Here is a 12,360-nt window from a genome sequence, read left to right as displayed (position 1 = left end):
GGTCCGGCCATCAGGCAGAGGTAGTTGAGAAATGAAAATCACGAGCGTTCGGCCGTGGCTGATCAAGTCCGATGCTTCCTATTGGGGAGAGTTCCTGTTCGTCGAGGTGACGACCGACGAAGGGGTGAGTGGCTGGGGGGAAATCACCACCACCACAAGGCTCGCCAACCGCGCCCTGTGCACGATCTTGCGGCAGATCGGTGTTGCCGTCACAGGTGAGGATCCGGCGCGCATCGAGCATCTCTGGCACAAGATTTTTCGCAGCTTCACCTATATGGGCAGCCGCGGCGCCGCAGTCGAATGCGTGAGCGCTATCGACATAGCGCTCTGGGACATTCGCGGCAAAGATCTCGGCAAACCGATCTACGAGTTGCTGGGCGGACCGGTGCGCGACGAAATCGCGCTCTATACCCATCCCAACCAGGCCAAGTTTACCAGCAAGGAGGCTGTGGTCCGCGAAATTCGAGACATTGTCGAATCCGGACACACCGGGCTGAAGTTCGATCCTTTCCCCCATCAGGGTCGCACCGCCGATGGCTTGGCGCGCGAACAGCGGGACGGCTACCTCGATGGCAGCATGACCCGCAAGGACGAGCGCGAGGCCGCCGAACTCACGGCCCTGATCCGCGAAACGGCGGGGCCCGATGTCGACATTCTGATCGATGCGCATGGCCGCTTCGATGTGCCCACCGCCATTCGCCTCTGCCGGAGCCTCGAGGAAGCCGGCCAGATCGACTGGTTCGAGGAGCCTTGTCCGCCCGAGAGCCTCAACGCCCTCAAGCAGGTGCGTGAGAAGGTCAGCGCCGCTATCTCGTGGGGCGAGCGCGGCCACACCAAGTGGGATTTCGTGCCGGTGCTCGAGAACAGGCTTGCGGACTACATCATGCCGGACGTTACCTGGACCGGCGGCATTACCGAACTGAAGAAGATTTCCGCCCTGTGCGAAGCCTACTATATCCCGGTCTCGCCCCATGACGCCGCGGGGCCGATCAACGTGGTTGCGGGAGCGCAGGTGATGATGACGGTTCCCAACTTCTACAAGCTCGAAACGTCGGAGTGGAACCTCGATAAATACAATCACCTCATCGACGAGCCACTCGATGTTTCGAACGGCAGCCTCAAGCTGACGTCGAAGCCGGGTCTGGGCGTCGAGATGAACCGAGACTACCTGCAGGCCCACGAGATAGAGCTTGGCTAGCAACGCTTATGCAGGCCGGGGGTGCGGGGCGCCACCATCAGAACGAGGATAAGCCATGGCAAAGACGGGTAGCGCCGGCGAGGCGCTCAATCGGGTAAATACGAAGTCCAGGCCGAGCGACCTGCGCATCACCGATCTGCGCGTCGCCGAGATCGTCGGCGCGCCGTTCACCTCGGCGCTGGTCAAGATCTACACCAACCAGGGCATTGTCGGCCTGGGCGAAGTGCGCGACGGCGCCAGCGCGACCTATGCGCTGATGCTGAAGAGCCGGTTGCTGGGCGAGAACCCTTGCGACGTCGACCGGCTGTTCCGGCGCATCAAGCAATTTGGCGGCCATGGACGGCAAGGTGGCGGCGTCTCGGCAGTCGAGATCGCGCTTTGGGACCTCGCCGGCAAGGCGTACGGCGTGCCGATCTACCAGATGCTGGGAGGACGGTTTCGCGACAAGGTGCGTGTCTATTGCGACACCGACGCGGACAAGCCCAGCGGCACGGAGACCGGCAAGCGGCTGAAGGCGCGGATGGATCTCGGCTTCACCTTCCTCAAGATGGACCTCGGCCTGACGCAGATTTCCCACATCCCGGGCGCGGTCGTCGCGCCGGCCGGCGTGCTCGACGGTTTCCGCACGCATGCCGGCCGCGGCCCGGCACGCACGCTGGACGAACGTCGGGCGCGCAACGCCGCCTATGACGCGCAGAATGTGCCGCATCCCTTTACCGGCCTCCACTTCACCGAAAAGGGCATCGACCTGCTCGATCAATATATCCACGAGGTCCGCGAGGTGATCGGCTACGAGATCCCGCTCGCCATCGACCATGTCGGCCACATCTCGCTGCAGGACGGCATCCGTCTCGCTCGGCGGATCGAGAAATATGCACCGGCCTGGCTCGAGGATGTGATCCCCTGGCAGTACACCGAGCAATATCGCCAGTTGCAGCAGGCAACGTCGGTGCCGATCTGCACGGGTGAGGACATCTACCTCAAGGAAGGCTTCGAGCCGCTGCTCAACGCCGGCATCTCGGTCATCCACCCGGACTTGCTGACCACCGGCGGCATCCTCGAGACCAAGAAGATCGGCGACGCGGCGCAGGAGCATGGCGTCGCCATGGCCATACACATGGCGGAAAGCCCGATCGCGGCAATGGCCGCCGCGCATGTCGCGGTAGCGACGGAAAACTTCATGGCGCTCGAATATCACAGCGTCGAAGTCGACTGGTGGGACGACATCGTCACCGGCCTGCCCAAGCCGCTGGTCAAGGACGGCTTCATCACCGTGCCCGACAAGCCTGGTCTGGGCATCGACGACATCGTCGACGAAGTGATCAGCCAGCACCTGCAGCCCGGCGTCACCGGCATCTGGCGGCCGACCGATCACTGGGACGACGAATACTCCTGGGACCGCACCTGGAGCTGACGCTACACCTCTCCCCGAAGGGAGAAGTAAACAGAAGGATCAACCATGATCTACGAACTTCGCATTTACGACTGCGTGCCGGGCCAGCTGCCGGCGCTGCTCAAGCGTTTCAACGACCATACCTTGGCGCTGTGGGATAGACATGGCATTCGCCAGGCCGGGTTCTTCACCACGGTGGTCGGCGAAAGCAGCAATCGACTGACCTATTTCATCGCCTGGGAATCCCTTGCCGAGCGCGAAGTGAAATGGAAGGCCTTCACCACCGATCCGGCATGGCTCGAGGCCCGCGACGAGTCCGAGCGCGATGGCCCGATCCTGGCCAATATTTCCAGCCAGTTTCTCGCGCCAACCGCCTTCTCGTCGGTGAAATAGAGGACATCATGAAGATCACCGATCTCAGGTGCGCCGTCATCGGCAGGCACCCCATCGTGCGCATCGTCACCGACGAAGGCCTCCATGGCCTCGGCGAGGTCGAGTACACCAAGCCTTATCTGAAACCCTGGGTGCTGCATTTCCGCGACGCGCTGATCGGCGAGGACCCGACCGATGTCGAACGCGTGATGTTGAAAATCCGCCAGCGCGGCTCGTTCAAGCCCTACGGCGCCGCCGTCAGCGCTATCGAGCATGCTCTGTGGGACATCGCCGGCAAGGCGGCAGGCGTTCCGGTCTACAAGCTGCTCGGCGGCAAGGTGCGCGACAAGGTGCGGGTCTATAACGGTTCCATCCGCAAGAAGCGCACCGGCGACAGGCCGGAGGATTACGCGGCCGACGTCAAATGGATGATGGAGCGGCCGGAAGGTTTCTTCATGGTCAAGCAAGGCATCAGCTTTCATTCCAACATGAAGACCAGCGTCCCCGACTTCCACTACGGCGTGCGTCAGCCGCCGACCTATCACGGCGCGATGGACCAGGGGCAGATCAGCGAGCGCGGCATGGCGCATATGATCGAATGCGTCATCGCCATGAAGGAGGTGCTCGGCGACAAGGTCTTGCTGGCGCTGGATTGCGGCCCCGGCTGGTTCCTGCCCGACGCCATCCGCTTCGCGCGGGCCGTCGAAAAATACAATCTGATGTGGCTGGAGGATATGCTGACGGGCGACTACGTGCCGTGGGTCAATCCGCAGGCCTATCGCGAACTCACGACATCGACGTCCACCCCGATCCATACGGGCGAACAGATTTATCTGCGCCATAATTTCAAGGAACTGATCGAAACACAGGCGGTGCGCGTCATCGGCCCGGATCCTGCCGATATAGGCGGTATCGCCGAGCTCAAATGGGTGGCCGAGCATGCCTATATGCACTCGATCATGATGGCGCCGCACGGCACGGCGAACGGTCTGCTGGGCCTCGGCGCGCTGATCAATGTCTGCGCCACGCTGCCGGCCAACTACATCGCCTTCGAATATCCCAGCGCCTCCGACCCGTGGTGGGAGGACATCGTCATCGGCCTGCCCAAGGGGCAGATCGTCAGGGATAGTATGGTCGACCTGCTCGAAGCTCCGGGACTCGGCCTCGACATCGATGCCAAAGCGGCTAAGAAATACCTGGCGGAAGAGGACGCCGGTTTCTTCGGCCGATAACGATCCGAGGCGACCTGAGCGTCAAGGGCTATCGAACGGCTCGCACACATGGGTGAGCGTCCACGCCGTGCCGCCTATTTCGTTTCGGGCAGCATCTCGTCCATCAACTGCTTGACGGCCTCGGCGGATCTTTTCATCCCGGCTTCGTCCATGGCCCAACCGGCGAAGCGTTCCAGCAAGGTGGCGAACCTTACTAGGTCCTGCTCATCCCACTGTGCCAGCGATCCGGCGAAAATCCGCCATTTGGTCTGGCGCACCGCCGCCACGAGGCGCTCACCCTTGGCGGTGAGTTTGAGGCAGATGCGGCGGGCATCGCGTTGCGATGCGACACGGCAGGCATAGCCGCGTTCGACGAGGTCGGCCGCGATGCGGCTGGCGCGCGACGGATCGATCTCGAGGCGCTCGGCGATGACGCCAACCGTCACCTCATCCTGCTGGGTAGCGCTGAAAACCGGATTGTTCGCGATGGCGCTGATCGCATCGAGATGGCTCACTTCCAGCGAAGGGTCTACGCGCGCCAGGATCATGCGGCCGAAGTCGCGGCGCTGGATCGAGCGGCGCACCTTGCTCATTACCGCATCGATGGCGGCCACGGCCTCGGCCGCCGGTTCGGACAGGCCGCTGCCGCGCGCCAGACCGGCGAGGTCCCGATCGCCGCGCGTCTGGAACAGGGATGGAAATCGATCCGGACTGCTGGATGCGTTGCTGCTCATCCATAGCGCGTTAGCAAGAATATATGCTGATGTCAATTATATGCTGAGCGCACATATCTGGTTGACACCTCTCAGCTGTGGGCACATAAATCGCGCCCCAAGCTACGGAGACACCGATGACTGTCGAGCAGACGCTGCCGGACACAGCGCCCGTGGAGGCCCAAGTCAGGCCCGACCTTACGACCTTGATCGTCTATTTCGGCGCGCTGATCGCCATGTTCATGGCCACCATCGATATGCAGATCGTCGTCACCGCCTTGCCAACCATCGCCGGCGAACTCGGCAATCTGCATCTGTTCGGCTGGGTCGGTGCCGCCTACCTGCTCTCGACCGCCGCGGTATCGCCATTCTACGGCAAGCTTGGCGACATGTATGGCCGCAAGAATGTCGTGCTGACGGCGATCGGCCTGTTCCTGCTGGGCTCGCTGGTCTGCGGCATGGCATGGTCGATGGAGAGCTTGATCGCCGCGCGCGTGCTGCAAGGCATCGGCGGCGGCGGCCTGATGGTCTCCGCCTTCGCCATGATCGGCGAATTGTTTTCGCCGCGCGACCGCGCCAAATACCAGGGTTACAGTTCGGCGGTGTTCGCGCTGTCGTCGGTGCTCGGCCCGTTGGCCGGCGGCTACATCACCAGCCTGTTCGGCTGGCGCTGGGTGTTCCTGGTCAATCTGCCGATAGGCATCATCGTGCTGGCTGTGCTGGCCTTCGCCATGCGCAGCCGGTTCAACGAAAAGCGGCACCGCATCGACTATCTCGGTGGCGCGCTGCTCGCCATAGGCACGACGGCGATCGTTTATTGGGGCTATCACGTGCTCGACCCCAACGGACCGGACCTCATCACCTTCGCGCTGCCGCTGCTGGCAGTGGCCGCCATCACCTTGTTCGTCATGGTCGAGCGGCGGGCCGAAGAGCCGATCGTACCTCTGCGGCTGTTCGGCAATTCGACGGTCAGCATCGTCTCGGGCGTGTCGCTGGTCGCCGGAACGGTGACGCTGGGCATGTTCTTCTATTTCGCCCTCTACATGCAGACGCTGACGGGCCTGAGCCCGGCCGAGGTAGGCTTCCTGTTCCTGCCGGCGTCCCTGACATCGATGGTCATCTCGATCGTGGCCGGGCGGGTGATCGCGGCAACCGGACGCTACAAATGGATGCCGGTGGTCGCCATGGCTATCGGCGGGTTTCTGATGCTGGGCTTCGTCCTCACCAACCAGCACACGCCGATCTGGGTGCTGGCGACGATGATGGCAGTATTCGGCATCAGCATGGGTCTGCAGTTCCAGGTGCTGATCGTGGCGATCCAGGCGGCAGCACCGCTGCAGGATATCGGCGCGGTGACATCGCTGATCACCCAGGCGCGAACGCTCGGAGCATCGCTCGGACTGGCGCTGAACGGCGCGGTGATGATCTGGGCGCTGAACCGGCAGACAGCCGAGCTTCCTGCAGACGCCGCCGCCCTGCTGCCGGGTGGCCTGAACGGGTTGACGCCGCACCTCGCATCGAGCCTGCCGGGCGCGATCCGCGAAGTGGTGCTCGACCATTACTCCAGTGGCTTCAACGTGATGTTCATCTGGGTGGCGGCGCTCTATTTCGTCGCCATGGGGCTGACGCTGCTGCTCGAGGACAAAGAGATCCCGAAGCGGGCCTGAGCCAAAGCTTGTGTCATGCGCTGGGTTTAGGCATTTGGCGATGATCTGAAATCACCGAGGAGGACAGCCATGATCATCGACACCCATCTGCACCTGATCGACCTGTCGGCGCTGCGCTATCCCTGGCTCAGCCGCGAGCCGGCGCTCAACCGTGATTTCCCGCATGCAGAATATGCGATCCAGGCCCGCCGCGTTGGCATCGGGGCTGCATTGCACATGGAGGTCGATGTCGACCAAGCCGACATCCAGGCCGAGACCAGCCATGTGAAGGCGCAGTCGCTGGAGAAGGGCAGTCTGTTGCGCGGGGCGATCGCCTCCTGCCGCCCGGAGGAGGCCGGCTTCGCCGCCTATCTCGGGCGCCAGCAAGCCGACCCTTTCGTCAAGGGGTTCCGCCGCGTGCTGCATGTCATGCCGGACGAGCTTTCGGACAGCGCGCTGTTTCGCGAAAACATCAAGCGGCTTGCCGGCACCGGCCTGACCTTCGACCTCGTCGTCCTGCCGCATCAGATTCCAAGGGCGGTTGCGCTCGCCGATCTGGCGCCGGATGTGCAGTTCGTGCTCGACCATTGCGGCGTGCCCGACATCAAGGCCAGTGCGGAACATCCGTGGCGCGAGCATATGACCGAGATCGCGCGGCGTCCCAATGTCATCGGCAAGATCTCCGGTGTCGTCGCCTATGCCGATGNCGAGCATATGACCGAGATCGCGCGGCGTCCCAATGTCATCGGCAAGATCTCCGGTGTCGTCGCCTATGCCGATGCCGGCTCATGGACCGTCGAGACCTTGCGCCCCTATGTCGAGCACACGATCGGCATTTTCGGCTGGGACCGCGTCGTGTGGGGCAGCGACTGGCCGGTGTGCACGCTTGGCGGTGGCCTTGCCACCTGGGTGGCGGCGACACACGCGCTGATCGCGGGCGCCAGCCCTGAGGAGAGGACGAAATTGCTGTCGGGCAATGCCAAGCGGATGTGGAAGCTGTAGCGCGGTCGGACACCGATTGCCTGCAAGCGCGCAGAACGCCATCATAGCGCTACTTCACGCCAATACCTGCCGTCAGGCCGCCATCGATCCTGTAGTCCGCGCCGGTGCAGAAACCGGCCTTCGACGAGCACAGGAAGGCGATGAGTTCCGCCACTTCCTCCGGTTCGCCGATACGGCCGAGCGGATGAGCCGCGCCGAAGCGCTTGTAGGCCTCTTCGACATCGGCATCGCTGCCGCCGTCACCGCGCGCAGCCTTCTCCAGGATCGGCGTGCGGATCGAGCCCGGGCTGACCGAATTGACGCGGATGCCTGATGCCGCGTAGTCGAGCGCCAGCGAGCGCGTCAGCGTGTGGATGGCGCCCTTGGTCGTGGCATAGGCGGCGACGTTCTGCTGGCAGGCAAAGCCCTGCACCGAGGCGACGTTGACGATGGCGCCGCCTCCGCGCTTGATCATTTCCGGAATGCCGAAATGCGCGGTCAGGTAGATCGAGCCGACATTGACCGTCATCGTTCGGTTCCAGGTTTCCCAGTCGGTGGTCGTCGCCGTGCCATAGGGATGGACGGCGGCTGAATTGACGATGACATCCAGGCCGCCGAACTTCGCGACGCCAGCCGCGACCGCGTCGCGCACCTGATCGGAAACGGCGACGTCGGTGTCGATGACCAGCGCTGCTGCTCCAGTGCTTTCCAGTTGCGCTTTCAATGACGCGTTGGCGGCGCGGTCGATGCCGCAGGCGATGATTGCGGCGCCACCGGCCGCAAGGCGCTTGGCGGTTGCCAGGCCGATTCCGGTCGTCCCGGTCACCAGGGCGACCTTGCCGTCGAAATCCATCATTTCTAAAAACTCCTCCATTTTCTATCGACTCCCATCGGGGTCCAACAATAAGTTGCCAACCTCTCGCAGAAGGAAAGCCGAAAATGGAACAATGCTGGCGCTGGTATGGGCCCGATGATCCGGTGACGCTCGATCATGTCAAGCAGGCGGGCGCCACCGGCGTGGTCTCGGCGCTCCACCATATCTATGACGGCCGGGCGTGGCCTGAGGCCGAAGTGCTGGAGCGCAAGCGCATTATCCAGGAAGCAGGACTGACCTGGTCGGTCGTCGAGAGCATTCCGGTCCACAATTCCTTCAAAATCGGCGCGCAGGAACGCGAGCGCTATGCCGGCTATTACCGCGATTCGATCCGCGCGCTGGCCAAGGCCGGCATCGCCACGATCTGCTACAATTTCATGCCGGTGGTGGACTGGACCCGCACCGATCTAGCCTACCGTCTGCCGACGACAGGCTACGCCCTGCGTTTTGATGCCGTTGATTTCGCCGCCTACGATCTGTTCGTGCTGAAGCGCAAGAACGGAGCTGACAGCTACACGCCGGCGCGTATTGCGCAAGCGGAAGCGCGGCTGAAGGAATTGCCGCCCGAGAAGATCGACCAGATCGAGCGCAATCTGATCGCCGGCCTGCCGGCTACAGAGCGCAAGTATGACCGCGACAGTTTTCGCGAGGCGCTTGCGGGCTATGACGGGATCGGGCCGAAGGAGTTGCGCGGCAACCTCGCGTGGTTCCTGCGCGAGATCATTCCGGTGGCGGAAGAGGAGGGGGTGCGCATGTGTATCCACCCCGACGATCCGCCGTTTTCGCTCTACGGCCTGCCGCGCGTCGTTTCGACCGCCGAGGATGCGCGTTTCATTCTCAATGCCGTCGACAGCCAGGCCAATGGGCTGACGTTCTGCACCGGGTCCTACGGCACGCGCGCCGACAACGACATCGTCGCCATGGTCAAGGAATTCGCCGACCGCATCCACTTCGCCCATCTGCGCAACATCACCATCGAGGATGACGGCTCGTTCTACGAGGCCGAGCATCTCGAAGGCGGCACCGACATGGCGCATGTCATCCTGGCGCTGATGCAGGAGGAGGCGCGCCGCCGCAAGGAGGGCCGCGCCGACTGGCAAATCCCGATGCGGCCGGACCATGGCCACCTGCTCGCCGACGATATCGGCAAGACAAGGATCAATCCCGGCTACTCGCTGATCGGCCGCCTGAAGGGCTTGGCCGAATTGCGCGGCATCATGCGGGCCGTGGAAACGTTTGGGCTGGCTTGAAGGGGCAACGAACTGCGTTCAATGCCGACGCCGGCTCAGCGTGCGTCGCTGTAGATAATGCGGCCGGCGCGGACGCAAGACACCTCCGATTGCTAGGTTGACAGAAAGCTGACAATGTATCATATCCGAAAAGCTGAGTATGTATCATATTATTCAGCGCTAGGAGAAAGACCGGCAAAGCCGGCGTCCCAGGGAGGCAATTTTGGGAGAGGCTATCAGCCAGTGGAGCAATTGGTCGGGCTATGTCACGGCCACGCCGCAGGCTTTTGCCGAACCGCAGAGTCTCGATGAGCTGAGTGGTGCCATTCGCAACGCGCCGGGACCAGTTCGATTCGCTGGCACGGGCCATTCCTTCACGCCTCTGGTCAAGAATGACGGGACGATCCTGTCGCTTGATCGCTTCGAGGGCCTGAGGTCGCACGATCCCGAAAGGCTGACAGCACGGGTCGGCGCCGGCACCAAGATCGGCGCGCTGGCAAAGCTGTTGCACGGCGTCGGCCAGGCGCTGCCGAACATGGGCGACATCGACAAGCAGGCGTTCGGCGGGGCGCTGGGCACCGCCACCCACGGCTCGGGCATCACGCTCGGCGCTTACCATACCCAGCTCGAGGCGATGCAGATCGTCGACGGGCGTGGCGCCGTGAAAGAGTTCGACCGTGCCAAGAGCCCCGACATGATCGAAGCCATGGGCGCTTCGCTCGGCGCTTTCGGCGCCGTCACCGAAGTGACGATCCGCAACGTGGCGAGTTACCGGATGCGGCACCGCCGCTGGACGGCGCCGATTGCCGATGTGCTTGCGCAATTCGAAAGCACCATGACGGCGCATCGTTCGGCCGAGTTCTACTATGTGCCGTTTTCCGGCCAGGCGCTGCTGATTGCCAGCGACATCACCGAGGCGCCGGCGACGGTGCGTCCGCCGACGGAAGACGACGATGCGGTGACGACGCTGAGAAAACTGCGCGACTATCTCAGCTGGCTCCCTTGGCTGCGCCGCCGTCTCATCGGCTCGGCCTTCGCCAAGGTGCCGGCCGAGGATTATGTCGAGGAGTGGCTGAAGGTCTTCACCTCCGAGCGCAACGTCAAGTTCAACGAGATGGAATACCACCTGCCGTTCGAGGAAGGGGCGCCCGCACTCAGCGAAATCATTGCGCTGCTCGAGACGCGGTTTCCAGAGGTCTATTTTCCGATGGAGGTGCGCGTCGTCGCGCCCGACAATGTCTGGCTCAGCCCCTTCTACAAGCGCCCAACCTGTTCCATCGCCATCCATCACGGCGTCGAGCGCGATCCGATGGCGTTCTTCAACGCCGCCGAGCCGATCTTCAGGAAGCGCGGCGGCCGCCCGCATTGGGGCAAGATGCACAGCCTGACATCAAGGGAATTGAGCGCGCTCTATCCGCGCTGGAACGATGCGATGGCGGTCCGCCGCGAGATGGACCCGGACAACCGCTTCGTGTCGCCCTATATTGCCAGGCTGCTCGGCGTCGCGGCATGAGCCTGACCGACACCTATTTCGCGGAAATGTCGGGCGCGCTCAGGGCAGCCGGGATCTTTCAGCCTTGCCTGGTGCTCGATCTCGACCGGCTCGATCACAACATCGCTGCGATCAAGGCGAAGTTCGCCACGGGCCTCGATCTGCGCCTCGTCGACAAGTCGCTGCCATGCCTGCCGCTGATCGACTATATCCGCGCGGCGTTTGCGACCGACAGGCTGATGACCTTTCATCTGCCGATCAGCGCCGAGATGCTGAAAGTGTTTCCCCAAGTCGATCTCCTGTTGGGCAAGCCGATGCCGGTTGCCGGCGCCAGGCACGCGCTGACGAAGGGCGTTCTCGCCGGGCTCGGCGAAGCTACGTCGCGCATCGTCTGGCTGATCGATACCGAGGAGCGGCTGGCCGCCTATGGCTCGCTTGCCGCCGAGCTCGACCGCGAGCTGCGCGTCTGCTTCGAGGTCGATGTCGGCCTTCATCGCGGCGGTATCAGCGATCCCGACTCACTGGCCCGGGCAGTTTCCGCGTTGGCGAATTACCCGCGGCTGAAATGCGAAGGCGTCATGGCCTACGAGGCGCATATCGGCCATATCCCCAAACTGCTGGGAGGACCGGCCAAGGCGCGCGTCAAGGCGATCAGCCTGTTTCGCCAGTATGTCGCTTGCCTTGCCGCCGACCAGCGCAAGATCCTCAATCTTGGCGGCAGCAGCACCGCATTGCTCTATGACAGCTGGGTCGGCGCCAATGAATTGTCCATCGGATCGGCTTTTATGCTGCCGACCGATTTCGATGTGCCGAGCCTCAGCCAATTGCGGCCTGCCGCATTCATCGCGACGCCGATCCTGAAAGTGGTCGATGTCCAGGCGCCGGGCCTCGACCAGCGCTCCTGGCTGCTGCAGAAGCTCGGGCTGTTGCCGCGGCGCGGCTGTTTTCTCTATGGCGGAAAATGGATGGCGAAGCCCGTCCATCCCGTGGGGATGAAGACCGACAAGACGTTCGGCTTTTCGACCAATCAGCAATTCATGGCGCTGCCCGACAACGTCAATGTCGGGCCTGACGACTACGCCTTCCTGCGTCCGACGCAGAGCGAATTCGTGCTACAGCAGTTCGGTTCGATCCAGGTCTATTCCGGCGGGAAATTCGTCGAGCAATGGGCCGCACTGCCGTTTTCGTAGAGCAATTCCAGGAAAAGTGTGAAGCGGTTTTCCCACAGGAATTGCGTCAAACAAAGAGATC

At 62.9% G+C, this 12,360-nt stretch carries 11 protein-coding genes; 9 read left to right on the top strand and 2 right to left on the bottom strand.

The window, feature by feature from the left end:
* The first annotated feature begins 31 nt into the window (after positions 1 to 31).
* The 4 genes from X728_RS160060 to X728_RS160075 are packed head-to-tail and all read left to right on the top strand — an operon-like array spanning position 32 to position 4,195.
* Positions 32 to 1,198 carry a mandelate racemase/muconate lactonizing enzyme family protein gene (locus tag X728_RS160060; RefSeq protein ID WP_023830841.1) on the top strand — a complete coding sequence of 389 codons (1,167 nt, stop codon included), beginning with the start codon at positions 32 to 34 and terminating at the stop codon, positions 1,196 to 1,198.
* Positions 1,199 to 1,253: 55 nt separating this feature from the next.
* Positions 1,254 to 2,612 carry a mandelate racemase/muconate lactonizing enzyme family protein gene (locus X728_RS160065; protein ID WP_023830840.1) on the top strand — a complete coding sequence of 453 codons (1,359 nt, stop codon included), beginning with the start codon at positions 1,254 to 1,256 and terminating at the stop codon, positions 2,610 to 2,612.
* A gap of 45 nt (positions 2,613 to 2,657) precedes the next feature.
* Positions 2,658 to 2,984 carry an NIPSNAP family protein gene (locus X728_RS160070; protein WP_023712163.1) on the top strand — a complete coding sequence of 109 codons (327 nt, stop codon included), beginning with the start codon at positions 2,658 to 2,660 and terminating at the stop codon, positions 2,982 to 2,984.
* Positions 2,985 to 2,992: 8 nt separating this feature from the next.
* A complete protein-coding gene (locus X728_RS160075; protein WP_023830839.1) occupies positions 2,993 to 4,195 on the top strand; it encodes a mandelate racemase/muconate lactonizing enzyme family protein in 1,203 nt (400 codons plus the stop codon).
* A gap of 74 nt (positions 4,196 to 4,269) precedes the next feature.
* On the opposite strand, the gene X728_RS01000000166375 is transcribed toward X728_RS160075, so the two are convergent.
* Positions 4,270 to 4,908, bottom strand: a complete 639-nt coding sequence (locus X728_RS01000000166375; RefSeq protein ID WP_023744514.1) for a MarR family winged helix-turn-helix transcriptional regulator — start codon at positions 4,906 to 4,908, stop codon at positions 4,270 to 4,272.
* 116 nt (positions 4,909 to 5,024) lie between these two features.
* Here X728_RS01000000166375 and X728_RS160080 point away from each other — a divergent pair, with 116 nt between their 5' ends.
* Both X728_RS160080 and X728_RS160085 read left to right on the top strand, forming a co-directional pair.
* Positions 5,025 to 6,554, top strand: coding sequence for an MDR family MFS transporter (locus X728_RS160080; protein ID WP_050589851.1), 1,530 nt, complete (start codon positions 5,025 to 5,027; stop codon positions 6,552 to 6,554).
* A 69-nt stretch (positions 6,555 to 6,623) separates the two neighbouring features.
* The gene (locus tag X728_RS160085) at positions 6,624 to 7,535 is read left to right on the top strand and encodes an amidohydrolase (protein ID WP_023830837.1); all 912 of its coding nucleotides are present in this window, start codon (positions 6,624 to 6,626) and stop codon (positions 7,533 to 7,535) included.
* A 49-nt stretch (positions 7,536 to 7,584) separates the two neighbouring features.
* Here X728_RS160085 and X728_RS160090 read toward each other — a convergent pair whose 3' ends face one another.
* Positions 7,585 to 8,370: a glucose 1-dehydrogenase gene (locus X728_RS160090; RefSeq protein ID WP_023830836.1), complete on the bottom strand. Its 786-nt coding sequence runs from the start codon at positions 8,368 to 8,370 to the stop codon at positions 7,585 to 7,587.
* An 83-nt stretch (positions 8,371 to 8,453) separates the two neighbouring features.
* Between X728_RS160090 and uxuA the strand changes: the two genes are divergently transcribed.
* The 3 genes from uxuA to X728_RS160105 all read left to right on the top strand — a co-directional run bounded on the left by uxuA (position 8,454) and on the right by X728_RS160105 (position 12,299).
* Complete coding sequence (gene uxuA, locus X728_RS160095; protein WP_023830835.1) at positions 8,454 to 9,638, top strand: mannonate dehydratase; 1,185 nt, start codon at positions 8,454 to 8,456, stop codon at positions 9,636 to 9,638.
* A gap of 202 nt (positions 9,639 to 9,840) precedes the next feature.
* Positions 9,841 to 11,130, top strand: coding sequence for a D-arabinono-1,4-lactone oxidase (locus X728_RS160100; protein WP_023815861.1), 1,290 nt, complete (start codon positions 9,841 to 9,843; stop codon positions 11,128 to 11,130).
* The gene (locus X728_RS160105) at positions 11,127 to 12,299 is read left to right on the top strand and encodes an alanine racemase (RefSeq protein WP_031193055.1); all 1,173 of its coding nucleotides are present in this window, start codon (positions 11,127 to 11,129) and stop codon (positions 12,297 to 12,299) included. The genes X728_RS160100 and X728_RS160105 overlap by 4 nt, the downstream gene beginning before the upstream one ends.
* The last annotated feature ends 61 nt before the right edge of the window (positions 12,300 to 12,360 follow it).

It is taken from the genome of Mesorhizobium sp. L103C119B0, assembly GCF_000502235.1.
Taxonomy (GTDB): Bacteria; Pseudomonadota; Alphaproteobacteria; order Rhizobiales; family Rhizobiaceae; genus Mesorhizobium.
Note: the sequence above shows the minus strand (reverse complement) of the source record. Positions and strands in the feature narration are given on the sequence as shown.

Bases quoted from the DNA above. Each gene is read 5' to 3' on its own strand.
- X728_RS160105 (WP_031193055.1), top strand. From the start codon at position 11,127: ATGAGCCTGACCGACACCTATTTCGCGGAAATGTCGGGCGCGCTCAGG.
- X728_RS160080 (WP_050589851.1), top strand. From the start codon at position 5,025: ATGACTGTCGAGCAGACGCTGCCGGACACAGCGCCCGTGGAGGCCCAA.
- X728_RS160090 (WP_023830836.1), bottom strand. From the start codon at position 8,370: ATGATGGATTTCGACGGCAAGGTCGCCCTGGTGACCGGGACGACCGGA.
- X728_RS160065 (WP_023830840.1), top strand. From the start codon at position 1,254: ATGGCAAAGACGGGTAGCGCCGGCGAGGCGCTCAATCGGGTAAATACG.
- X728_RS01000000166375 (WP_023744514.1), bottom strand. From the start codon at position 4,908: ATGAGCAGCAACGCATCCAGCAGTCCGGATCGATTTCCATCCCTGTTC.
- X728_RS160075 (WP_023830839.1), top strand. From the start codon at position 2,993: ATGAAGATCACCGATCTCAGGTGCGCCGTCATCGGCAGGCACCCCATC.
- X728_RS160070 (WP_023712163.1), top strand. From the start codon at position 2,658: ATGATCTACGAACTTCGCATTTACGACTGCGTGCCGGGCCAGCTGCCG.
- X728_RS160060 (WP_023830841.1), top strand. From the start codon at position 32: ATGAAAATCACGAGCGTTCGGCCGTGGCTGATCAAGTCCGATGCTTCC.
- uxuA (WP_023830835.1), top strand. From the start codon at position 8,454: ATGGAACAATGCTGGCGCTGGTATGGGCCCGATGATCCGGTGACGCTC.